The sequence below is a fragment of the Mycobacterium parmense genome (assembly GCF_010730575.1).
In the GTDB taxonomy this organism is placed as follows: Bacteria; Actinomycetota; Actinomycetes; order Mycobacteriales; family Mycobacteriaceae; genus Mycobacterium; species Mycobacterium parmense.
The window spans coordinates 3,551,756-3,573,391 of the sequence record NZ_AP022614.1 but is presented as its reverse complement, the minus strand read 5'-3'; the positions used below and the strand labels follow the sequence as shown (position 1 = coordinate 3,573,391).

General features: G+C 68.6%; 20 protein-coding genes and 1 pseudogene. 10 read left to right on the top strand and 11 right to left on the bottom strand.

The features are described from left to right. Nucleotides 1–18: 18 nt before the first annotated feature. On the bottom strand, nt 19–963 hold the full coding sequence (locus tag G6N48_RS16535) for an SDR family NAD(P)-dependent oxidoreductase (RefSeq protein WP_085272050.1): 945 nt from the start codon (nt 961–963) through the stop codon (nt 19–21). A gap of 73 nt (nt 964–1,036) precedes the next feature. On the opposite strand from G6N48_RS16535, the gene G6N48_RS16530 reads away from it, so the two are divergent. The 3 genes from G6N48_RS16530 to G6N48_RS16520 all read left to right on the top strand — a co-directional run bounded on the left by G6N48_RS16530 (nt 1,037) and on the right by G6N48_RS16520 (nt 3,247). Beyond that, the gene (locus tag G6N48_RS16530; RefSeq protein WP_085271751.1) at nt 1,037–1,510 is read left to right on the top strand and encodes a VOC family protein; all 474 of its coding nucleotides are present in this window, start codon (nt 1,037–1,039) and stop codon (nt 1,508–1,510) included. After that, complete coding sequence (locus G6N48_RS16525; RefSeq protein WP_232066637.1) at nt 1,507–2,952, top strand: flavin-containing monooxygenase; 1,446 nt, start codon at nt 1,507–1,509, stop codon at nt 2,950–2,952. Before G6N48_RS16530 ends, G6N48_RS16525 begins: the two co-directional genes overlap by 4 nt. A 115-nt stretch (nt 2,953–3,067) precedes the next feature. Further along, nucleotides 3,068–3,247 carry a hypothetical protein gene (locus G6N48_RS16520; RefSeq protein ID WP_085271753.1) on the top strand — a complete coding sequence of 60 codons (180 nt, stop codon included), beginning with the start codon at nt 3,068–3,070 and terminating at the stop codon, nt 3,245–3,247. 54 nt (nt 3,248–3,301) lie between these two features. Here G6N48_RS16520 and G6N48_RS16515 read toward each other — a convergent pair whose 3' ends face one another. Continuing rightward, entirely contained in the window at nt 3,302–4,216 is a 915-nt protein-coding gene (locus G6N48_RS16515) for an SDR family NAD(P)-dependent oxidoreductase (protein ID WP_085271754.1), read from the bottom strand. A 103-nt stretch (nt 4,217–4,319) separates the two neighbouring features. Here G6N48_RS16515 and G6N48_RS16510 point away from each other — a divergent pair, with 103 nt between their 5' ends. The 4 genes from G6N48_RS16510 (at nt 4,320) to G6N48_RS16495 (ending at nt 8,433) form a co-directional block, all read left to right on the top strand. After that, nucleotides 4,320–4,889 carry a TetR/AcrR family transcriptional regulator gene (locus G6N48_RS16510; protein WP_085272052.1) on the top strand — a complete coding sequence of 190 codons (570 nt, stop codon included), beginning with the start codon at nt 4,320–4,322 and terminating at the stop codon, nt 4,887–4,889. Nucleotides 4,890–4,908: 19 nt separating this feature from the next. Then, on the top strand, nt 4,909–5,601 hold the full coding sequence (locus G6N48_RS16505) for a M24 family metallopeptidase (RefSeq protein WP_085272051.1): 693 nt from the start codon (nt 4,909–4,911) through the stop codon (nt 5,599–5,601). A 232-nt stretch (nt 5,602–5,833) separates the two neighbouring features. Then, entirely contained in the window at nt 5,834–7,459 is a 1,626-nt protein-coding gene (gene groL / locus G6N48_RS16500) for a chaperonin GroEL (protein ID WP_085271755.1), read from the top strand. A 146-nt stretch (nt 7,460–7,605) separates the two neighbouring features. Then, entirely contained in the window at nt 7,606–8,433 is an 828-nt protein-coding gene (locus G6N48_RS16495; RefSeq protein ID WP_085271756.1) for an SDR family NAD(P)-dependent oxidoreductase, read from the top strand. Here G6N48_RS16495 and G6N48_RS16490 read toward each other — a convergent pair. From G6N48_RS16490 to G6N48_RS16475, 4 genes are read right to left on the bottom strand one after another with little or no spacing between them, the layout of a single operon-like run. After that, entirely contained in the window at nt 8,422–8,982 is a 561-nt protein-coding gene (locus G6N48_RS16490; protein ID WP_085271757.1) for a carboxymuconolactone decarboxylase family protein, read from the bottom strand. The genes G6N48_RS16495 and G6N48_RS16490 overlap by 12 nt on opposite strands. A gap of 15 nt (nt 8,983–8,997) precedes the next feature. After that, entirely contained in the window at nt 8,998–9,405 is a 408-nt protein-coding gene (locus G6N48_RS16485; RefSeq protein WP_085271758.1) for a hypothetical protein, read from the bottom strand. A 34-nt stretch (nt 9,406–9,439) separates the two neighbouring features. Beyond that, nucleotides 9,440–10,867: a PPE family protein gene (locus G6N48_RS16480; RefSeq protein ID WP_085271759.1), complete on the bottom strand. Its 1,428-nt coding sequence runs from the start codon at nt 10,865–10,867 to the stop codon at nt 9,440–9,442. A 38-nt stretch (nt 10,868–10,905) separates the two neighbouring features. Beyond that, nucleotides 10,906–12,645 carry an N-acyl-D-amino-acid deacylase family protein gene (locus tag G6N48_RS16475; protein ID WP_085271760.1) on the bottom strand — a complete coding sequence of 580 codons (1,740 nt, stop codon included), beginning with the start codon at nt 12,643–12,645 and terminating at the stop codon, nt 10,906–10,908. A 65-nt stretch (nt 12,646–12,710) separates the two neighbouring features. On the opposite strand from G6N48_RS16475, the gene G6N48_RS16470 reads away from it, so the two are divergent. Both G6N48_RS16470 and G6N48_RS16465 read left to right on the top strand, forming a co-directional pair. Beyond that, nucleotides 12,711–13,223, top strand: a complete 513-nt coding sequence (locus G6N48_RS16470; protein ID WP_085271761.1) for a mycothiol transferase — start codon at nt 12,711–12,713, stop codon at nt 13,221–13,223. A gap of 6 nt (nt 13,224–13,229) precedes the next feature. Beyond that, nucleotides 13,230–14,093 (top strand): hypothetical protein, encoded by an 864-nt coding sequence (locus G6N48_RS16465; RefSeq protein WP_085271762.1) that lies wholly within the window; start codon nt 13,230–13,232, stop codon nt 14,091–14,093. Here the strand turns inward: G6N48_RS16465 and G6N48_RS16460 are convergent. Genes G6N48_RS16460 through G6N48_RS16450 form a run of 3 tightly spaced genes read right to left on the bottom strand, consistent with a single transcriptional unit; the run spans nt 14,080 to nt 19,058 of the window. Then, entirely contained in the window at nt 14,080–15,753 is a 1,674-nt protein-coding gene (locus G6N48_RS16460; protein ID WP_139826016.1) for a cytochrome c biogenesis protein DipZ, read from the bottom strand. The two genes, G6N48_RS16465 and G6N48_RS16460, sit on opposite strands and share 14 nt — an antisense overlap. Before the next feature lie 9 nt (nt 15,754–15,762). Next, nucleotides 15,763–18,585, bottom strand: a complete 2,823-nt coding sequence (locus tag G6N48_RS16455; protein ID WP_139826044.1) for an MMPL/RND family transporter — start codon at nt 18,583–18,585, stop codon at nt 15,763–15,765. A 50-nt stretch (nt 18,586–18,635) separates the two neighbouring features. Further along, entirely contained in the window at nt 18,636–19,058 is a 423-nt protein-coding gene (locus G6N48_RS16450) for an MmpS family protein (RefSeq protein WP_085271763.1), read from the bottom strand. 324 nt (nt 19,059–19,382) lie between these two features. On the opposite strand from G6N48_RS16450, the gene G6N48_RS16445 reads away from it, so the two are divergent. After that, nucleotides 19,383–20,069 (top strand): TetR family transcriptional regulator, encoded by a 687-nt coding sequence (locus G6N48_RS16445; protein ID WP_085271764.1) that lies wholly within the window; start codon nt 19,383–19,385, stop codon nt 20,067–20,069. A 133-nt stretch (nt 20,070–20,202) separates the two neighbouring features. On the opposite strand, the gene G6N48_RS16440 is transcribed toward G6N48_RS16445, so the two are convergent. Beyond that, complete coding sequence (locus G6N48_RS16440; RefSeq protein ID WP_085271765.1) at nt 20,203–20,655, bottom strand: DUF5078 domain-containing protein; 453 nt, start codon at nt 20,653–20,655, stop codon at nt 20,203–20,205. A gap of 68 nt (nt 20,656–20,723) precedes the next feature. Further along, nucleotides 20,724–21,633: pseudogene (locus G6N48_RS16435) on the bottom strand (crotonase/enoyl-CoA hydratase family protein). Between the last annotated feature and the right edge of the window lie 3 nt (nt 21,634–21,636).

Genomic DNA, 21,636 nt, shown 5'->3' with positions numbered 1-21,636 from the left:
CCGGCCATTATCGGCCCGTCAGATCGGAAAGCTGACGCCGGTGAGTTCTTCGGAGACGGTCCAGAGGCGACGCTGCAGGTGCTCGTCGTGTGACTGCCGGCTGGACTCGACCAGCTTCGGGTGACCGCGCTGCTCGAGGAAGCCGTCCGGGCCGTAGTACTGCCCGCCCGCGACGCCGGGGTCGGTCGCGGCCCGCAGCGTCGGCAGGGCGCCCATGGCCGCGCTCTGGAACAGCACCGGCCCAAGAACCGCCTTCACCGGCTGAAAGATGCCCGGCAGGTTGCGGGCCAGCTCGGTGTTGGAGCCGCCGGGGTGCGCGGCGACGGCGATGGTCGCATCGTTGGCGGCGGAGTGGGCGGCCAGCCTGCGCTGCAGCTCGTAGGTGAACAGCAAATTCGCCAGCTTCGACTGCCCGTAGGCGCCCACCCGATCGTAGCGGCGTTCCCACTGCAGGTCGTCGAAGTGGATTGCGGCCCGCAGCCGGTGGCCGAGACTGCTCACGGTCACCACCCGCGAGCCGCGGACTCCCAGCAGGCTCTCGAGCACCAACCCGGTCAGCGCGAAGTGGCCGAGATGGTTTGTGCCGAACTGCAATTCGAAGCCGTCCTTGGTGACCTGCTTGGGGGTCCACATCACTCCGGCGTTGTTGATCAGCAGGTCGATCCGCGGGTAGGCCGCTCGCAGCGCCCGGGCGGCCGCGCGCACCGAGTCCAGCGAGCTCAGGTCGAGCTCCTGCAGGGTGACGTCGGCCCCGGGGGTGGCGGCGACGATGCGCGACAGGGCGGCGTTGCCTTTCTTCAGATCGCGCACCGCGAGCACGACATGGGCGCCGCGATAGGCCAGGACGGCGGCCGTCTGGTATCCGATGCCGGTATTCGCGCCCGTGACGACGGCGACGCGGCCGCTTTGGTCCGGCACGTCGGACTCAGACCACTTCCGGGTGTCCTTGCCGTTGGATGCCATGGCCCAGAACATACCCACCCGGACGGGCCGCCGCTGGCCGCGGCGCCCGCGGCGGCGCCGTACAGTCGAGGACGTGATCACCGGGTTGGCTCACACCGCAGTGTGCGTTCCCGATTGCGAGGCGGCGGTCGCGTTCTACCGCGACGTGCTGGGTATGCGCGTGCTTTCGCCGCCATATGTCATGGCAGACAACGCTATCCGCGAGGATATGGGCGAGTTGATGGCCGATCCCGCGATGAAGGCGGCGATCATGGGGTTCGGCGACGACGGTGACCGGGTGCTCGAGGTCATCGAGTACCTCAACGTCGATCGAATCGATCGGCACCCCCGTGCGCTGACAGATCACGGCCTGTCCCATGTCGGGCTCATCTGTGTGGATCTCGACGCCACCCGGGCGGAGCTGGAGGGCAAGGGGGTCCGGTTCCTGGTGAGCGGGATCGCCGAGGTCGCGCGGGTCCGGACCAGCTGGTTCGTCGACCCGTGGGGTGTGGTGTTCATCCTGGTGGAGAAGACCCGCCCCCAGCGACCGTACTTCGCGCAATGGTGAGCGGCGGGCGGACCCGCGTCGGTGTCATCGGCGCCGGCGCCGGCGGCATCGCGATGGGCATCCAACTCGCCGCGGGCGGATACGATTTCACGATTTTCGACCGCGCCGACGGCTTCGGCGGGACGTGGCGCCACAACACCTTCCCGGGGGCGGCGTGCGACGTCCCTTCGCATCTCTACTCGTACTCGTTCGCCCCGAATCCGCGGTGGAGCAAGACGTATGCGAACCAGCCCGAGATCCTCGCCTACCTGCAGAAGGTGGCCGTCGACCACGGGCTCGGCGCGCATCTGCGGCGCTCCACCACGATATCGGCGGCGCGCTGGTCGGACACGGACCGGCGCTGGACGCTGACGACGGACGAGGCTCGCGAGTACGAGTTCGACGTGGTGGTGAGCGCCGTCGGCATGCTCGACGTGCCCAACATTCCCCGGATACCGGGAGCGAGCCGGTTTCGGGGCCGCCAATTCCATTCGGCCCGTTGGGATCACAGCAAGTCGACGGCCGGGGAGCGGGTCGCGTCGATAGGCACCGGCGCCAGCGCGGTGCAGTACGTTCCCGCGATCGCGCGAGACACCGCGCGTCTGACCGTGTTCCAGCGCTCGCCGATCTGGATCGCGCCGCGGTTCGACTTTCCGTTCACGGCAGAGCAGCAGGAGGAGTTCGCGCGCAACCCCGCGGCGGCGCGCAAACTGCGAGAGGACGCCTTCGACGCCTACGAGACCGCGAATTTCGACGTCGACGGCGCGCAGACCCGCGAGGCGACGGAACTCGCCCGCTCGTATCTGATGCGCAAGGTGGCCGACCCCGAGCTGCGCGCCAAGCTGATGCCGGATTACCCCGCCGGCTGCAAACGGCCGCTGATGTCGCGGGAGTGGTATCCGACCTTCGCCCTGCCCAACGTCAGCCTGGAGACGGCCGCGATCGCGGAGCTGACCGAGTGGGGCCTGCGCACGGTCGAGGGCGCCGAACACCGCGTGGACACGATCATCTACGGCACCGGCTTCAAGGCCGCCGACTACCTGGCCAGCATCGACGTGTTCGGGTCGGGCGGGCGTCACCTGCGTGACGACTGGAGTGAGGGTGCCGAGGCCTACCTCGGGACGCTCGTGGCGGGGTATCCGAATCTCTTTGTCCTGTACGGCCCCAACACCAACGGGGTGAACTCGATCATCTACATCCACGAGGCGCAGACGACGTTCGTCCGTCACATCCTCGACACGATGGGCAACCGGGGGGCGCGCACAGTCGAGGTCACCGCCGACGCGCAGCGGCGGTACAACGGCGAGATCCAGGCGGCGATGACGGGCAAGGTGTGGCTCGCCTGCGACAACTACTTCCGGCACCGCAGCGGCAAGGTCGTCACCCAGCTGCCCTACAGCGGGCAGACGTTCTACGCGCGAACGCGCACCATGGTCGAGAAGGACTACGAGCTGCGGCCCTAGGTTGAGCCGCTCGAGTCAGCTCCCCGGGGCCAGCCGTTTGAGCTGGCCCCGTCGCGGCGGGCGAGGCGCGCGCAGCTTGGCGGCGAGCCTGTCGGGCAGCCCCACGCCTACGCGAATGCGGCGCCCACCCCGCCGGGGGCGGGGCGCGGCCGCGGCCCTCGCCCGCGACGCGATTCGCGCCGGCCGCCTGATCCGCAGCCCGGCCATGATGGGCGCGCTCATCGCCATGTCCATCTTCTGCCGCGCGTTCGCCGCACGCCGCTTCTTCCCCTGCACGGCCACAACCTACGCCTGAGCCGGTCGCGCGGCAGTGCGACAGCGTCGTCCGCTATGGCACCCGCCCCTTCGGTCAGTCGAAGGGGTAGACGACGCCGGTCAGTTCCTCGGACACCGCCCACAGCCGGCGCTGCCGGTCGGGGTCGTGGGACTTGGCGCTCGACGAGACAACCTTCGGATAGCCCCGGGTCTCGGCGAAGCCGTCGGGGCCGTAGTACTGCCCGCCGAGCACGGCCGGGTCGGTGGCGGCGCGCAGTGTCGGCAGCGCGCCCATCGCGGCGTCCTGCGCGATCACCGAGAAGAACACGTCGACGAGCGGCCGCACCGCCCTGGGCGTGTAGCGGCCCAGCTCGGTGTTCGACCCGCCGGGATGGGCGGCGGCCGCGATCGTCGTGCCCTGCGGGGCGAGCCGGCGCTGCAGTTCGTAGGTGAACAGCAGGTTCGCCAGCTTGGCCTGGCCGTACGCCGCGACGCGGTTGTAGCGGCGTTCCCACTGCAGGTCGTCGAAGTGGATGTCGGCGAGGATGCGGTGCCCCATGCTGCTCACCGTCACGACCCGCGAGCCCGCGACCGGCAGCAGGCGATCCAGCAGCAGCCCGGTCAAAGCGAAGTGGCCCAGATGGTTGGTGCCGAACTGCATCTCGAAGCCGTCTTTGGTGGTCTCTTTCGGCGTGTACATGACGCCGGCGTTGTTGATCAGCAGGTCGATGCGGTCGTAGTCGGACCGCAACTGGTCGGCGGCGGCACGGACGGAGTCCAGCGACGTCAGATCGAGCTCCTGCAGTTTGACGTCCGCCGTCGCGCTCTTGGCGGCGATGCGGGCGGCGGCGTCCTTGCCCTTGTCGAGATTGCGCACCGCCAGCACCACGTGGGCGCCGTGATCGGCCAGCGCCAGGGCGGTTTCGTAGCCCAGGCCGGTGTTGGCTCCGGTGACGACGGCGACCCGGCCCGTCTGGTCGGGGATGTCCGCGGCGGTCCACTTGGCCATGAGAAACTCCTCATCGAGTACGGTAAACGGGGCGTGCGCCCCGGTTGATCGTCCACTATACGGAACGTGCGCCCCGCTTTGTCAACCGATGGGTGGTGAACAGATGGCGCAACCCGCGCGGCCGCTGCGCGCCGACGCGGCGCGCAATCGAATGCGCGTCCTGCAAGTCGCCTACGAAACGTTTGCGGCCGAGGGCCTGTCGGTGCCGGTCGACGAGATCGCCCGCCGCGCCGGCGTCGGCGCCGGGACCGTCTACCGGCACTTCCCGACCAAGGAGGCGCTGTTTCACGCCGTCATCGCGGACCGGCTGCAGCACATCGTCGACGACGGCTACGCGCTGCTGGGCTCCGACCGGCCCGGCGAGGCGCTGTTCACTTTCCTGCGCTCCATGGTGTTGCAGTGGGGCGCGGCGGACCGCGGCCTGGTGGACGCGCTGGCGGGGCTCGGCATCGACATCACCAACGCCGCGCCCGAGGCCGAGGACGCTTTCCTTGCCGTGCTCGACGAGCTGTTGCGCGCCGCGCAGCGGGCGGGCACGGCACGCCCGGACGTCGGCGTGCGCGAAGTGAAGTCGATCCTGGTCGGCTGCCAGGCGATGGAGTCCTACAACCCCGAACTGGCCGAGCGGGTCACCGACGTCGTCATCGACGGTCTGCGCGCGAAGCCCGGCTAGCATCGCGGGGGTGGAGGGGTTGACTGCCGCCGAGGACGTCCGCGCCGAACGGCTTCTCGACGCCCAGGAGAAGGCGGCGCAACTGTTCGCGGAGATCGAGCGGCGCACCATGATCCGGGCCGGCGTCGGCGAGCACGAGCTGTCCGGCGACATCCACGACCTCGCCGCGCAGATGTTCGGCGTCACCCGGCACTGGCACCGGCGGATCGTGCGGGCCGGCGAGAACACGCTGCGGCCCTTCTCCGATCGGCCCCCGGACCGGGTGATCGCCGACGGCGACATCGTCTTCCTGGACCTCGGGCCGATCTTCGAGGAGTGGGAGGCCGACTTCGGGCGCACGTTCGTGCTCGGCGACGATCCACACAAGAAGGCCTTGCGCGACGCTCTGCCCCGCGTGTGGCAGGCGGGCAGGGACTACTTCGACGGCCACCCGGACGTCACCGGCGCCGAACTGTTCGAGTTCGTCGTCGGGGTCGCCCACGCCGAAGGGTTCGAGTTCGGCAGTTCCATCGCCGGCCATCTGGTCGGGGAGTTCCCGCACCGCAAGATCGCCGGTCCCGGTGTCGAGTGGTACATCATGCCCGGCTCGGGCAAGCCGATGCGGCGCACGGACCCGACCGGCCGCCTCTGTCACTGGATCTTGGAGATCCATCTGGTCGACCGGGCACGTGGCTTCGGCGGGTTCCACGAGCAGCTGCTCGACCTGGCCTGAGCCGCCGGCCGGTGGCGTTGCGCCGTGCGCGATAACCGGTGACCCTTCTTGCACTCGGCATGGGCGAGTGCTAAGAATGACGTTGGCACTCGCGACCCGTGAGTGCTAGGTCGGGACGGTGAGGCCACTCTGGTCGTCCGTCGCGGGCACTGAGCCCGGCCAGCGTAAGTAATGGGGTTTTCGTGACCCGGCTGCCCCAGTTTCGTTCCCGATCCGGAGGAATCACTTCGCAATGGCCAAGACAATTGCGTACGACGAGGAGGCCCGTCGCGGCCTCGAGCGGGGGCTCAACGCCCTCGCCGATGCGGTAAAGGTGACGTTGGGTCCCAAGGGCCGCAACGTCGTCCTGGAGAAGAAGTGGGGTGCCCCCACGATCACCAACGATGGTGTGTCCATCGCCAAGGAGATCGAGCTGGAGGACCCCTACGAGAAGATCGGCGCCGAGCTGGTCAAGGAAGTCGCCAAGAAGACCGACGACGTCGCCGGTGACGGCACCACGACGGCCACGGTGCTGGCCCAGGCGCTGGTGCGCGAGGGCCTGCGCAACGTCGCGGCCGGCGCCAACCCGCTGGGCCTCAAGCGCGGCATCGAGAAGGCGGTCGACAAGGTCACCGAGACCCTGCTCAAGTCGGCCAAGGAGGTCGAGACCAAGGAGCAGATCGCCGCTACCGCCGCGATTTCCGCGGGCGACCAGTCGATCGGCGACCTGATCGCCGAGGCGATGGACAAGGTCGGCAACGAGGGCGTCATCACCGTCGAGGAGTCCAACACCTTCGGCCTGCAGCTCGAGCTCACCGAGGGCATGCGGTTCGACAAGGGCTACATCTCGGGCTACTTCGTCACCGACGCCGAGCGTCAGGAAGCGGTCCTCGAGGACCCCTACATCCTGTTGGTCAGCTCCAAGGTGTCGACGGTCAAGGACCTGCTGCCGCTGCTGGAGAAGGTCATCCAGGCCGGCAAGCCGCTGCTGATCATCGCCGAGGACGTCGAGGGCGAGGCGCTGAGCACCCTCGTCGTCAACAAGATCCGGGGCACCTTCAAGTCGGTGGCGGTCAAGGCCCCCGGCTTCGGTGACCGCCGCAAGGCGATGCTGCAGGACATGGCGATCCTCACCGGTGGTCAGGTGATCAGCGAGGAGGTCGGCCTGTCGCTGGAGAGCGCCGACGTCGCGCTGCTCGGCAAGGCCCGCAAGGTCGTCGTCACCAAGGACGAGACCACCATCGTCGAGGGCGCCGGTGACTCCGACGCCATCGCCGGTCGCGTGGCCCAGATCCGCAGCGAGATCGAGAACAGCGACTCCGACTACGACCGCGAGAAGCTGCAGGAGCGCCTGGCCAAGCTGGCCGGCGGTGTTGCGGTGATCAAGGCGGGCGCGGCCACCGAGGTGGAGCTCAAGGAGCGCAAGCACCGCATCGAGGACGCGGTCCGCAACGCCAAGGCGGCCGTCGAGGAGGGCATCGTCGCCGGCGGCGGCGTGGCCCTGCTGCACGCGGCCCCGGCCCTGGACGAGCTGAAGCTCTCCGGTGACGAGGCGACCGGCGTCAACATCGTGCGGGTGGCGCTCGAGGCCCCGCTGAAGCAGATCGCCTTCAACGGTGGGCTGGAGCCCGGCGTCGTCGCCGAGAAGGTCCGCAACTCGCCCGCCGGTACCGGCCTGAACGCCGCCACCGGTGAGTACGAGGACCTGCTGAAGGCCGGCGTCGCCGACCCGGTCAAGGTGACCCGTTCGGCGCTGCAGAACGCGGCGTCCATCGCGGCGCTGTTCCTGACGACCGAGGCCGTCGTCGCCGACAAGCCGGAGAAGGCGGCCGCTCCCGCGGGCGACCCGACCGGTGGCATGGGTGGCATGGACTTCTGAGTCCGTAGAACGAAAAAGCCCGGCCTGCTTGTGCAGGCCGGGCTTTTTCGTCTTCGCGTGCGCCCCCTTCGCCGAGTGTGCGGCCTGCCGCACCCTGGGTGCCGAGCGTGCGGCAGGCCGCACACTCGGCGGGGTAGGTTCGAGCCGTGGCCCTCCCAACTCCCTCACCCGTCAGCACCGCCGTCGTGACCGGCGCGTCGTCGGGAATCGGCGCCGACATCGCCCGCGAGCTGGCCGACCGCGGCCACGGCGTCACCCTCGTCGCCCGCCGCGAAGACAAGCTGCGCGAACTGGCCGAAGAACTCGCGCGGCGCGGCGTGAAAGTCGAGGTGATCGCCTGCGACGTCGCGGATGCGGCCGCCCGCGCCGCGCTCCTCGACGAGGTCGCCCGGCGCGGCCTGACAGCCGACATCCTGGTCAACAACGCCGGCATCGGGACCATCGGCTCGGTGACGAAGACCGACGTGGACGACGAGATCGCCCAGGTGCGGGTCAACGTCGAGGCCGTCATCGACCTGACCACCCGAGCGGTCCAGCAGATGGTGCCGCGCGGACGCGGCGCGATCCTCAACGTCGGATCCACCGCGGGCTTCCACCCAATCCCGGGCCAGTCCGGCTATTCCGCCACCAAGGCGTTCGTGAACACCTACACCGAAGGAGTGCGCTCCGAGCTCGCCGGCACCGGCGTCACCGTCGCGCTGCTGTGCCCGGGGCCGGTGCGCACCGAGTTCCTGCAGAACGCGGGCATGGACGAGCGGGACTTCGCCAGCGCGTTTCCGAAGTTCATGTGGATGCCGTCGCGGGACGTGGCGCGCGTGGGCGTCGACGCGCTCGAGCACGACCGCGGAACGGTGATCGCCGGGCTGCCGAGCCGGGTGAGCACCCGGGTTTTCCAGTTCATGCCGCGGCGGCTGCTCCTGCCGCTGCTCAAGAGCCAGCACCCGGGTCTCAAAAGGGACAGGTCACCGGCCTGAGGGCCACCGCCGCATCCAGCCCTCGACCGGCAGGGCCAGGGCGTTGCACAGCGTGCAGATCGTGCGGTACCAGCCCACGGCGGTCAGCAATTCGATCCGCTGCTCGTCATCCAGGAAGCGCCCCAGGGCCGCCCAGGTCGGCTCCGACCACGAGCCGGTGCGCTCCAGTTCGTCCACCGCCTCGATCAGGGTCCGCTCGCTCGCGCTCCACCGCGGGTCGGAGGCCCCGCCGGTGACCAGCGCGTCGCACTCGTCGTCGCTGACACCCGCGATCGGGCCCCAGAACGCCGCCTGCCCGCCCCACTCGTACTCGCACCGCAGCAGCGCGCAGATCCGCAGGATCGCGATGGTCCGCGTCCGGGGCGGCAAAAGCGCTGCGACGTACAGGGATTCGCCGAGCTTGCGCAATCGCATGGCCAGCGCCGGATGGCGTTGCAGGCAGCGCACCAGCAGCAGCGGCTCGTACGTGCGGTCGGGATGGCCCCAGCTATTGATGGCCGTGGCATCTTCCTCGCTCCAGGGCGGGGCGAGCGGTGCGACGCGGCTCACGGATCCGACTGTACGTCAGGCGGGAAGCGAGAACACCACGCAGTCGTGTAGGCAGCCCTTCGCGGCGCCGGGGGAGTCGGGCTCCGCCTCGCGATGCAGCAGCGCACGGGTGGGTACGACGCCCAGGCGGACGGCGTCTTCGCCTCGGTTTTCGACGCTCACCTCGGCCCGGCCGTCGACGATCAGCGAGTAACCGCCCGGTTCGGTCGGCGGCCACAACAGGGTGACGTCGCCGCGGTGGGCCAGGTTTTCGCGCGTGCGCCCGCCGATGAGCCCGACATCGAGGGTCGCCTCACGCAGCGCGGGTTGCACCGTCACGGTGTGCACACGGTAGGAGTCGTCGACGGTGATCAGGTACGCGAACGGGTAGTCGGGCAGCGCAGCGGCCAGCCGCTCGATGTCCACCTGCTTCTTCGTGCGCATGATGTCCCAGGGTAGGCGGCGCCCCGGCGCCGTTTCAGCTCGGCGAGCCCGGCAGGCCCGGCTCGCCCTCGCCGGGGGTGGGGTCGACGACGCCGCGGTCGCCCTTGAAGAACCCGGAGCTGGGAATGCCCGAGTCGCGGGTGGCGGCGCCGCGCAGGCCCGAGTCGCCGGCCGCGGCCGTGGTGAAGAAGCCCTGCGGGCCCGCCGTTGTGGTCGTCCGCAGCGCCGGCGGCGTGGCGGTCGTCCCGGTCACCGCGCTGGCCAGGCTGCTGTTCGCGCCGGATTCGACGCTGCCGGCGAGCGACGGCGCCGACGTGGCCGCGGACGCGAAGTCCGCGTGGGCCGCCGCGCTGCTGATCAGGCTGGGGGCCGCGACGCCCGGGTTGATGCCGCCGGTGGCCGCGCCCGTCGAGCCGAGCAATCCCGAGGCGCCGGCCGCGCTCAGGCCGCCCGTGACGTAGCGCCCGGAGCTGAACGTGCCGGGGTCCGATCCGGCGGCTCCCAGGGCGTTGTCCTGGAACATTCCGGTATTGGCGGCGCCATTATTGAAGAAACCCATATTCATGCTGCCGGCATTCGCGAAACCGGTATTTGAAACACCCGAATTACCGATACCGAAGTTTCCGTTGCCGGAATTGAAGAAGCCGATATTGTTATTGCCAGAATTAAACAATCCGATGTTGCCGGTACCCGAGTTGAAGCCGCCGAATCCGAACTGATTGTTACCGGTCAGGCCGATTCCGAAGTCGTTGTTGCCGGTATTGCCGAACCCGATGTTGTTGCTGCCGAGGTTGCCCCAACCGATGTTGTTGCTGCCGGAGTTCCCCGAGCCGACATTCGCCGTACCGCTGTTGCCGAATCCGACGTTGAAATTGCCCTGCGAACCGAACATGTTGAGGCTGAGCTGCCCGTTGTTGAAGCTGATGCCGAGCTTCTGCAGCACCGCCTGCCAAGGCGCCAATTGCGCGGCGGCCGCCGACGCGTCGGCGTGATAACCGAACATCGCCGCCACGTCGGCCGCCCACATGGCCTCGTATGCGGCCTCGGTGTCCATGATGGCCGGGGTGTTGAGCCCGAACCAGTTCGTCGACGCCAGCGCCTGCACCAGTCCGCGGTTGGCGGCCACCAGGGCCGGTTGAATGGTGGCCGCCAGCGCCGTCTCGAACGCGGTCGCAATCGCGGCGGCCTGGCTGGACGCCGCCTCGGCCTGCGCCGCCGCGGCGCTGAGCCAGCTCACGTACTGGGTGGCGACGGCCAGCATCGCCGCCGACGACGCGCCCTGCCACGACCCGTTAGCCAGATCTGACGTCACCGAAAAAAACGACGACGCCGACGAAGCCAGCTCTTCGGCAAGCCCGTCCCACGCCTCGGCCGCAGCAATAAGCGGCCCGGCGCCAGGACCGGCGAACAGTAGTGCCGAATTGATTTCAGGCGGCAACCACGCAAAATGCGGGCTCGTCACTGACCCAACTTAACTAAGAGGGGGTGCCCTTCGTGGCGTTATTGCGCGGGTACCGGAATACGCTGACGACCTCTCACCAACTTGCCAGGACGCGCGCCGGTCGGGACGCCGTTCTCGGCGATTACGGCCCCGGACACCACCGTCGCGACGTATCCTTCCGCCGTCTGGTCCAGCCGGCGGCCGCCGGCGGGCAGGTCGAAGCTGATGATCGGCTTGTGCAGCCGCAGCGCCGCGTGGTCGATGACGTTCAGGTCGGCCTTGTAGCCCACGGCGATGCGGCCGCGGTCGCCCAGCCCGGCCACCCGGGCGGGCACCGAAGTGAGTTCGCGGACGGCCTCGGGCACGGTGAACCGCCCGCTCTTGCGGTCGCGCGCCCAGTGCGCCAGGAAGTACGTCGAGTAGCTGGCGTCGCAGATCATGCCGTAGTGGGCGCCGCCGTCGCCGAGGCCGAGCACCACGTCGTCGCGGTGCAGCAGCCCGCCGACGGTGTCCAGCGAGTTGTTCGCGAGGTTGCTGGTGGCGACCAGCAGCATGGCGCGGCCCTCGTCGTCGAGCAGGCGGTCGTAGGCCTCCTCCATCGGGTGCACCCCGCGGGCCCGGGCGCGGGCGCCGATGCTGGTCGCCGGGTCGGGCTCGTAGTCGGGCTGGTCGCCCAGCGGGAAGATCCAATCCCACATTTGGGCGACGTAGAGGATCGGGTGTCCCTGGCCGGGCTTGTCGGCCAGGATGCGGGCGCGAACCTCGGGTTTGCGCATCTCGGCGACGCGTTCGGCCAGCGGCAGGTGCGCAATCTCGCGGTAGCTGGGGTAGAGCACGAACGGGTTGGCGGTGAGCTGCAGCCCGATGATCAGACCGATCGGGCGGGGCAGCAGCTGCGCGGTGATGTCTCCGCCCGCCGCATTCGCCTTCTCGATCATGGTGATCGCGTCTTCCCAGGTGGGGTCGCCGGAGTTGGCGACCACCAGGGTGAAGGTGACGGGCAGTCCGACGTCCTCGGCGACGTCGAACACCGTCTGCAGGACGGGCTGGTAGCCGCCGGCGGGGATGTCGGGCACGAACTGCAGCAGCCCGCCGCCGCCGTCCACGACGCCCCGGGCGATCTCCTCGATCTCCTCTCGGGCGGCGTCGTAGCTGGGGATCGGTGAGCCGCTCTCGGTCTTGTGGATCGTCAGCCGCGACGACGCGAATCCCAGCGCCCCGACCTCGATGGCCTCCTTGGCCAGTGCCCGCATCTTGGCCAGGTCCTCGGCGGTGGCCGGCTCGCGGTCGGCGCCGCGCCGGCCCATCACGTACACCCGCAGCGGGGAGTGCGGCAGGTAGACGGCGACGTCGATGTCACGCCGGCCCGCTTCCAGGGCGTCCATGTATTCGGGGAAGGTCTCCCACGTCCAGGGCAGGCCGTCGGTCATGACGACGCCGGGAATGTCCTCGACCCCCGCCATAACGTCGACGAGCACGTCGTGGTCGGACTGGCGGCACGGCGCGAATCCGACGCCGCAGTTGCCCATCACCACCGTGGTCACCCCGTGCGCCGAGGACGGCGTGAGGCGTTCCGACCAGATGGACTGGCCGTCGTAGTGGGTGTGCAGGTCGACGAATCCGGGCGTCACGAGCAGCCCCGTCGCATCGATCTCCCGCACGGCGCCGGAGCCGTCGACCGAGCCGGCCGCCCCCACTTCCGCGATGACGCCGCCTGCCACCGCGACATCGCCGACGTACGGCTCACCCCCCAGCCCGTCGACGATGGTGCCGTTGCGGATGACGAGGTCGTAGGACATCTAACTAATCTACGACCGCGTCCGGGGGTCGTGCCAGGGAAAACGCCTCCCGTAATCTCGCAGATATGGCCAGCACCGACGAAGCCGTGTCCGAACTGCTCCGCGACGCCTTCACCCGGCTGATCGAACACGTCGACGAGCTGACCGACGGGTTGACCGACGACGTCTCGAACTACCGGCCCACCCCCGGCGCGAACAGCATCGCCTGGCTGCTCTGGCACAGCGCGCGGGTGCAGGACATCCAGCTGGCCGGCGTGGCCGGCGTCGAGCAGGTGTGGCTGCGCGACGGCTGGGTGGATCGCTTCGGGCTGGACCTGCCGCGAAACGACACCGGCTACGGTCACGGCCCCGAGGAGGTGGCGAAGGTGCGGGCGTCCGCGGACTTGCTGTCCGGCTACTACCACGCGGTGCACGAGCTGACCCTCGAATACGTCGCCCGGGTGACCGCCGACGAGCTGGCCCGGGTCGTGGACACGAATTGGGACCCGCCGGTGACGGCCAGCGCGCGGCTGGTGAGCATCATCGACGACTGCGCCCAGCACCTCGGGCAGGCTGCCTACCTGCGGGGCATTCAGTAGGGCCGCGTGCGATTCGCTGTGACGGTGGCGCTGTGGCTGGCCACCACGGTCGCGCTGGCGGTGGCCGTTCCCGCGGCGTGGACGCAGCTGCACCTCGTCGACGCCGACGGTTATGCCGCGATGGCCACCGAAGCCGCGGGCGACCCGGCTCTGCAATCCGCGATGGCGGCCGACTTGACCACGCGGGCAATGGCGCTGATCGCCGCGCGGGGCGCCGGACGCTACCCCGTCGACAGCTCGCAGCTGCACGCCGCGGCCGCCGCGTTCACTGCGGGCCCGGGCTTCCCGCCCCTGTTCGCCCAGGCGAACCGCTCGGCGCACGACTGGTTGTTCGACGCTGCCGGGCCCGGCCAGGGCGGCGATCAATGGGTGGTTGACGTCGCACCGATGCTCGAGGACAGCTCGATTCAGCCCCTGCTGAGCGGCTATCACGTCAACGTTCCTGCGAATGTGGCTGTGCCGGTGGCCGTCTCGGTCCCGGCCTCGTTGCGGCGGGGCGAGCTGAGCCGGCTCGCCGCCTGGGGCCCCTGGCTGAGCGTCGGCGCGGTCGCGGTGACGGGGTGGTGCGCGCTGCTGACGCTGGCCGCGGCGCGCCGCCGCGGCCAGGCGCTGACCAGCCTCGGGGTCTCCGCGCTGCTCGTGGGAGCGAGCGGCTATGCGGCCATCGAGGTCGGGAGGCGCCGCGTCAACGACGTGCTCAACCACACCGCCGGGGACGTCCGCCGCATCGCCGACGTGATGGTCGGCCGCGCCGAGGCCGGCCTGCACGAGTGGCTGGACCTGACATTGATGGCCGGTGTGGGGTTGGTGGTGTCCGGGGTCGTCGTCGCGGTGCTGGGCGGCCTGCGGAAACCGGCTAGCCGAACGTGAACGAGAACACCTGCAGGCCCTTGCTGACCCGCATGTCGAGCTGGTCGCGGCGCGCGGTGGGGTCGGCCACGATCTGGTGCAGGGTGGGTGCCCCGCCGACAACCGTCGTCGTCGTGTTGCCGCCCCGGGTGACCGTGATGGTGCCGGTGCCGCCCACGACGGCGTAGACGTCCTTGCCGGTGTAGTTGAGCCGGATCGCGGCGTCGTCACCGGCGGCCGTGGCGCCCTGGTCGTCGAGGGTCCATTGCCCCCGCAGGGCGAACCGGTCGGCGGGCACGCTGGCCGGGTAGTCGAAGGTGGCGGTGCCGGCCTGGTACGGGACGTTGCCGGCGTAGTTGGAGGCCCTGTCCACGCCCAGATACGTCTCGGGGGTGAGCTTGCTCCGCGGGGTGGTGTCGACCCCGTTCACCGCCGCGGGGAGATGGAGGTTCGGGTTGGCGTCGACCAGAAGTTGGCGGATCAGTTTTTCGGTGCCGTCGTAGTCGCCCTCGCCGAACTTGGTGTGCCGGACAACCCCGTCGGCGTCGATCAGGTATTCGGCCGGCCAGTACAGGTTCTGGTACTTGTTCCACGTCGTGTAGTCGTTGTCCAGCGCAACCGGGTAGGTGATGTGCAGGGCCGCGGCGCCACTGGCGACGTTGGCGGGGACGCGTTCGAACGCGTACTCGGGGGTGTGCACGCCGATGGCGATGAAACCGCTGTCGCGGTAACGGTTGTACCAGTCGACGACGTGGGGGATGGCGCGCTGGCAGTTGATGCAGGAGTACGCCCAGAAGTCGATCAGCACCACCTTGCCGCGCAGCGACGCCAGGTCGACAGGCCTTCCGCCCGGGGTGTTGAGCCATTCGGTGATGCCGCCGATGGCCGGCGCGGGCCCGCACTCCTGAAGTTGCGCGGCGCCCTCGGTGCAGTCGGCGAGCTGGCCCTTCGCCGCGCCGGGATGCAGCTTGCGCTCAATGTCGTTGGCCCCGATCTGTTTTTGCATGGCGGCGGTGTAGTCGGGGATGGCGCGCTGCAGCGTGGCGGGCAGGTTGAACACCAGCGCGACGGCGAGCACGATCATCGTGACGCCCGCGGCGGCCTGGATCAGCCGCTGCCGGCGGCGGAACGCCGTGACCCGCCCGGCCACGCCCCGCCCGGCCAGAGCGAACGCCAGCAGCGGCAGGGCGGTACCGAGCGAGAACATCCCGGTCAGCACGATGATCGGCGCGCCGAGGGACGCGGTGCCGCCCGCCACCACGATGGCGGCCAGCACCGGTCCCGCGCACGGCACATACAGCGCACCCAGCGTCAGCCCCAGAACGAACCCGCTACTGCCGGGCGAGAATTGGCGCTGCGGAAGTCGGGAGAAGGGCCGCTCGATCAGGTGCTGCAGGGGCGGGAAGATCAAGCCCAGGCCGATGAGCGTGAGCGCCACCAGCGCGGCCCAGCGGATCGCGTCCTGCGGCAGGTGGAGAGCCGAGAGCAGGGCGGAACCGGCCAGGGTCACCACGCTGAAGCTGCAGACCAGGCCCGCGATCACCAGATACGGCCGGGCGGCGGAGGTTTCGCGCGAAGTGTGCACACCGGAGAAGAACACCACCGGCAGCACCGGGACGATGCACGGCGAGATGCCGGTGATCAGGCCGCCGAGGAACCCGATCAGCGCGATGGTGAGCATGGACCGCGCCTAGTCGCTGTAAGCAAAGGACTCATCGTGCGGTTGCGGCCCAACGGGTTTGGCCGGAACACGCAGCGGCCGCGAGCGCACGCGCATCGGCCACCAGAACCAGCGTCCCAGCAGCGCGGCGATCGACGGCGTCATGAACGAGCGCACGATCAACGTGTCGAACAACAGGCCCAGCCCGATCGTGGTGCCGATCTGGCCGATCACCCGCACGTCGCTGACCACCATCGAGCCCATCGTGAAGGCGAAGACCAGGCCCGCCGACGTGACGACCTTGCCGGTGCCGCCCATCGATCGGATGATGCCCGTCTTCAACCCCGCGTGTATCTCCTCCTTGAAGCGCGAGACCAGCAACAGGTTGTAGTCCGACCCCACCGCCAGCAGCACGATGACGGACATCACCAGCACCAGCCAGTGCAGTTGGATCCCGAGGATGTACTGCCACACCAACACCGACAGGCCGAACGACGCGCCCAGTGAGAGCGCGACCGTGCCGACGATGACCGCCGCGGCGACGAACGCCCGGGTGATGAGCAGCATGATGATGAAGATCAGGGTGAGCGAGGAGACCCCGGCGATGATCAGGTCGTAGTCCGCGCCCTCGGAGAGGTCTTTGAAAACCGCCGCGGTGCCGCCCAGATAGATCTTCGCGTCTTCCAGAGGTGTTCCCTTGAGCGACTCCTCGGCCGCGGTGCGGATGGCGTCGATGCTCTTGATGCCCTGCGCCGACGCGGGATCCCCGCGGTGCAGGATCATGAAGCGGGCGGCGTGGCCGTCGGGTGAGAGGAAGTTCTTCATGGCGCGCTTGAAGTCGGCGTTCTTGAACACCTCCGGGGGCAGATAGAACGAGTCGTCGTTCTTTGCCTGGTCGAACGCGTGGCCCATGGCCGTCGCGTTGTCGCTCATCTGGTCCATCTCGTCGAAGATGCCCGACATGGTGCTGTGCATCGTCAGCATCATGGTCCGCATGTTCACCATGGTCTCGATCATCGGCGGGAACTGGGCGATCATCTGCGGCATCAGGGTGTCGAGCTGCTTGATGTCACCGACCAGCGTCTCCAGTTTGTCGCTGATCTCGTCCACACCGTCGAGCGCGTCGAAGATCGACCGGAACGAGTAGCAGATCGGGATGTCGAAACAGTGCTTCTCCCAATAGAAGTAGCTGCGCACCGGCCGGAAGAAGTCGTCGAAGTTCGCGATCTGATCCCGTAACTCGTTGGTGATCTGCTGCATCTCCTCGGTGTCGCCCACCATCTTGTGGGTGATGCCCACGAGCCGCGACATCAGCGCGTACATGCGCTGCATCGTGGCGATCGTCTTCGACATCTCCTCGGCCTGGGTGAGCATGTCGTTCATCCGGTCGCGCTGGTACTTCATGTTCTGCAGCTGACCGGCGTTTTGCATGCTCATCTGGAACGGGATCGACGTGTGATCCATCGTCGTCCCGTCCGGGCGCGTGATGGCCTGCACCCGAGAGATTCCCGGCACGCGGAAGATGCCCTTGGCCAACCTGTCCAGCACCAGGAAGTCCGCCGGATTGCGCATGTCGTGATCCGATTCGATCATCAGGATCTCCGGTTTCATGCGCGCCTGCGAGAAATGCCGGTCGGCGGCCGCGAATCCCTGGTTGGACGGGATGAAGTCGGGCAGGTAGCTGCGGTCGTTGTAGTTGGGTGTGTATCCCGGCAGCGCGAGCAGACCGATCAGCGCGATTGCACACGTCACCGCCAGGATGGGCAACGGCCAGCGCACCACCGCGGTGCCCACCCGCCGCCAGCCGCGTGTGCTGAGCCGGCGCCTGGGATCGAACAGGCCGAAACGCCCTCCGACGGTGAGGATCGCCGGGCCGAGCGTGAGCGCCACCAGCACCGCGACGAGCAAGCCGACCGAGCAGGGGATGCCCAGTGTTTGGAAGTAGGGCATTCGGGCGAAGTGCAGGCAGAAGGTCGCACCGGCGATCGTCAGGCCGGAGCCCAGCACGACGTGGGCCACGCCGCGATACGTGGTGTAGAAGGCGGTTTCGCGGTCCTCGCCCGCCTGGCGGGCCTCCTGGTAGCGGCCGAACAGGAAGATCCCGTAGTCGGTGCCGGCGGCGATGGCCAACGAGGTGAGCAGGTTCACCGCGAACGTCGAGAGCCCGACGATGTCGTTCGCCCCGAGCAGCGCGACCACTCCCCGGGCGACCGACAATTCGACGAACACCGTGGCCAACAGGATGACCACGGTGACGATCGAGCGATAGACCAGCAGCATCGTCGTGAAGATCACGGCGATGGTGGTCAGGGTGATCGTGATCAGCGATTTGTCGCCGCTGTGGTGCAAATCGGCCGCCATCGCCGACGCCCCGGTCACGTACGTCTTGAGCCCGGGCGGCGCCGGGGTGCTGTCGACGATTTTGCGGACCGCCTCGACGGACTCGTTGGCCAGCAATTCCCCCTGATTGCCGGCGAGGTTCACCTGGACGGAGGTGGCTTTGCCGTCGTTGCTCTGCGCTCCCGAGGCGGTCAGCGGATCGCCCCAGAAATCCTGGACGCTCAGGACGTGCTTGTCGGCGCGCAGCTTGCGAACGAGGGTGTCGTAGTACTTGTGGGCGTCGTCACCGAGGGGCTTGTCGCTTTCCAGCACGATCATCGCCGAGCTGTCGGTATCGCCTTCCTTGAACACCCGGCCGATGCGCTTCATCGCCTGGAACGACGGTGCGTCGCTGGGGCTCAGGGACACCGAGCGTTGTTCGCCCACCTTCTCCAGCGACGGCACGAACGCGCTGAACACGACGACGACGCCCAGCCAGAACAGGATGATCGGCACAGCGAATCGGCGGATCATCCGCGCGATGAACGGCCGTGTCGCGTGCGCGGTGACGGTGGTCCGGGTGTTCACGCGGACTTCACCAGGCAGAAGGTGAAGGCGTGCACCTCGTTGGAGACCCGTTCCGCCTTGACCACGTCGTCGACGGTGATGCGGCACCCGAGGCTGTTGCTGTCACCCTGTGCCGAAAGGTTTCCCATGACCGCGGCCTTGGTGGTCGTGATCTGCAGCCGCCAGGGCAGCTGCGCCCCGTCGATCCGCTGCGGGTCGGCGTTGACGTCGAAATAGCTGATGTCGGCGGTCGTACCGGGCGGCCCCCACACCTCGTAGACGATCCGCTTGGGGTTGAAGGGTTTGGCGCTCTCCATGTTGCTGTCGGCGTAGGACTCCCGCTTCTGGGAGCCGAACAGGCCGTGCACCCGGTAGACCACGAAGCCCCCCACCACCAGCGCGACGGCGATGACGAGCGGGATCCAGGTCCGCGACAGCACCTTGAGAATCTCGAATCCCCTTCACCGGTAGGCATTGCGCGACGGACGGTTCGGGCGCCCGGTTTTCGGCTTCGACTTCCGATCGCCGCGCCGCGGCCGGCGCTCGCGCGTCGATTCGGTGGCTCCGCGGCTTGGCGGTCTCTCCAACCCGGCGGCGCCGTGATGGTAGCGCAACCAAGGCTAGCCTAAGCAATGCATGGTGGCGCCGGAGCCCGGACTCCTTCCCCTTCGTCCACGAAAGTGTAACGCATATCACGTGCGTAACAACCGAGTGTTTGGGTGCGCTCGCAAATCACGTGCCGTGCGTTATACAAGTCACGCTACGTGCGTTACCCTCTGCGCGTGGCGCAACTCACGTTCAAACGCGCTCGCACGGAGGAGAACAAGCGTCAACGTGCGGCGGCGCTCGTCGAAGCCGCGCGCTCGCTGTCCGTCGAGACCGGCGTCGCGTCGGTCACCTTGACCGCCGTCGCCAGGCGCGCGGGCATTCACTATTCCGCGGTGCGCCGCTACTTCACCTCGCACAAGGAGGTGCTGCTGCACCTCACCGCCGAGGGGTGGGTGAGGTGGTCGGAAAGGGTCTGCGCGGATCTCGGCGAACCGGGTCCGACGTCGCCGACGCGGGTGGCCGAGACCCTGGCCAACGGACTGGCGGCCGACCCGTTGTTCTGCGACCTGCTCGCCAACCTGCACCTGCACCTCGAGCACGAGGTCGACGCCGACAGGGTCGTCGACATCAGGCGGACCATCTCCGCCGCCGCGGTCGCGATCGCGGACGCGATCGAGCGCGCGCTGCCTACGCTCGGCCGGTCCGGCGCCTTCGACATCGTGATCGCCGCCTATTCGCTGGCCGCCGCGTTCTGGCACATCGCCAACCCGCCCGAGCGGCTCACCGACGCCTACGCCGACGAGCCCGGGGCCCTGCCGCCCGAATGGAACATCGATTTCGCGTCGGCCCTCACGCGGGTGCTCACGGCCACCTGCATCGGTCTGGAATCCGGATCGTCATGAGCAGACCCGAGGGTGCTTCCATGGCGTCGAGCGTGCGGCCGCGGCGGGGTGTCGCCGCCGTCCGCGCACAGTCAAACCCGTGAAAACACAGTCGAATTCACGACCGCGCGGGTGAGGCAGTGGACGGGCGGTGCTACGCCCAGTTCCACACGGACATGTCGCCCTTGGGGTACTGGTCGCACGCGTCGGTGGACTTGGCGACGACGCCCTTGTTGTTGAAGAAGATCTTCATGTGGTTCGGCCAGGCCAGCCACAGCGGGTCGGCCTGCGAAGTGTAGAAGTTCTCCGAATAGGTCCGGCGGTCCGCCGGCGACAGCGCGTAGAACCAGTGGGCCTTGTCGATGGTCGCCTGCTGGACATTCGGGTGGTTGTTGAAGTCGATCATGTACCGCTGGTAGTACACCGGGCTGGTGTCCCGGGTCGCGGCCAGGATCTGCTCGGCGTCGCAGTCGGTGGCGATCATGCGGCGGGGGATCGGAAAGTCCTCCGTGGAGTCGGCCGCCGCGATGTTCGGGAAAATCGTTGCGGCGATACCCAGAGCAGTGAAGATGGCGCCTGCACGCAGGCCGGAACTCAGCCGAGACATAGTTGTTACCGTAGCACTTTCCACGCCCGGATGGCGTTCCGCACCCGAATCAATAGCCCATCTCACTATCAGTCGCGATCAGGGACGATGATGTGCGTGGGGTCCGGCCGCAGCTCCGGCGGCGCCTGGCTGTAGTCGCCGAACGGGCCGTCGCGGCGCTCCACGGCCGCCCGCACGCCCTGATCCCGGGCGGTCCGGATGAAGTCGATCGCATCGGGGGTGTTGCGCATCAGCCCGTCGAGGATGCCGCCGAGCATCTGCGTCGACGCCAATCCCATGTTCTCGTAGGCCTGGTTCACGATCAGTTTCTGTGCCCGCAACTGGGACAACGGGATCGATGCCAGCTCGGCCGCGACCTCGGCGACCCGTGCCTCGAGGCGCTCGAAGGGCACCGCCTCGTTGATCAGCTCGATCTCCGCTGCCTGAACGCCGGTCAGCGGCCGGCCGGTCAACGAGTGCCACTTCGCCTTCGCCAGGCTCAGCCGGTAGAGCCACATCCCGGTCAGGTAGGCGCCCCACATCCTGCTCGACGTACGGGGTGCCGATGACGGCGTCGTCGCTGGCGATCACCAGGTCGGCGCACAGCGCGTAGTCGCTGGCCCCGCCGACGCACCAGCCGTGCACCTGCGCGATCACCGGCTTGGAGGCGCGCCAGATGGCCATGAACTTCTGCGTCGGGCCGGTCTCGCGCGCGGTGACCATCGCGAAGTCCTTGCCGGGGTCCCACTGCCCGTCGGTCATCATCGCTTCGCCCCAGTGCTGGAAGCCGCCGCCGAAGTCGTACCCACCGGAGAAGGCCCGGCCGGCGCCGCGCAGCACGATGACCTTGACGTCCGCATCGCGCTCGGCCAGGCCGACCGCCGCCTCGATCTCGTCGGGCATGGGCGGGACGATGGTGTTGAGCTGCTCGGGGCGGTTCAGCGTGATCGTCGCGACCGGGCCGCGCGTCGTGTAGAGCAGGGTCTCGAAAGCGGGCATGCC

Bases quoted from the DNA above. Each gene is read 5' to 3' on its own strand.
- G6N48_RS16535 (WP_085272050.1), bottom strand. From the start codon at position 963: ATGGCATCCAACGGCAAGGACACCCGGAAGTGGTCTGAGTCCGACGTG.
- G6N48_RS16520 (WP_085271753.1), top strand. From the start codon at position 3,068: ATGCGGCGCCCACCCCGCCGGGGGCGGGGCGCGGCCGCGGCCCTCGCC.
- G6N48_RS16515 (WP_085271754.1), bottom strand. From the start codon at position 4,216: ATGGCCAAGTGGACCGCCGCGGACATCCCCGACCAGACGGGCCGGGTC.
- G6N48_RS16510 (WP_085272052.1), top strand. From the start codon at position 4,320: ATGGCGCAACCCGCGCGGCCGCTGCGCGCCGACGCGGCGCGCAATCGA.
- groL (WP_085271755.1), top strand. From the start codon at position 5,834: ATGGCCAAGACAATTGCGTACGACGAGGAGGCCCGTCGCGGCCTCGAG.
- G6N48_RS16485 (WP_085271758.1), bottom strand. From the start codon at position 9,405: ATGCGCACGAAGAAGCAGGTGGACATCGAGCGGCTGGCCGCTGCGCTG.
- G6N48_RS16475 (WP_085271760.1), bottom strand. From the start codon at position 12,645: ATGTCCTACGACCTCGTCATCCGCAACGGCACCATCGTCGACGGGCTG.
- G6N48_RS16470 (WP_085271761.1), top strand. From the start codon at position 12,711: ATGGCCAGCACCGACGAAGCCGTGTCCGAACTGCTCCGCGACGCCTTC.
- G6N48_RS16460 (WP_139826016.1), bottom strand. From the start codon at position 15,753: ATGCTCACCATCGCGCTGATCGGGTTCCTCGGCGGCCTGATCACCGGC.
- G6N48_RS16455 (WP_139826044.1), bottom strand. From the start codon at position 18,585: ATGATCCGCCGATTCGCTGTGCCGATCATCCTGTTCTGGCTGGGCGTC.
- G6N48_RS16440 (WP_085271765.1), bottom strand. From the start codon at position 20,655: ATGTCTCGGCTGAGTTCCGGCCTGCGTGCAGGCGCCATCTTCACTGCT.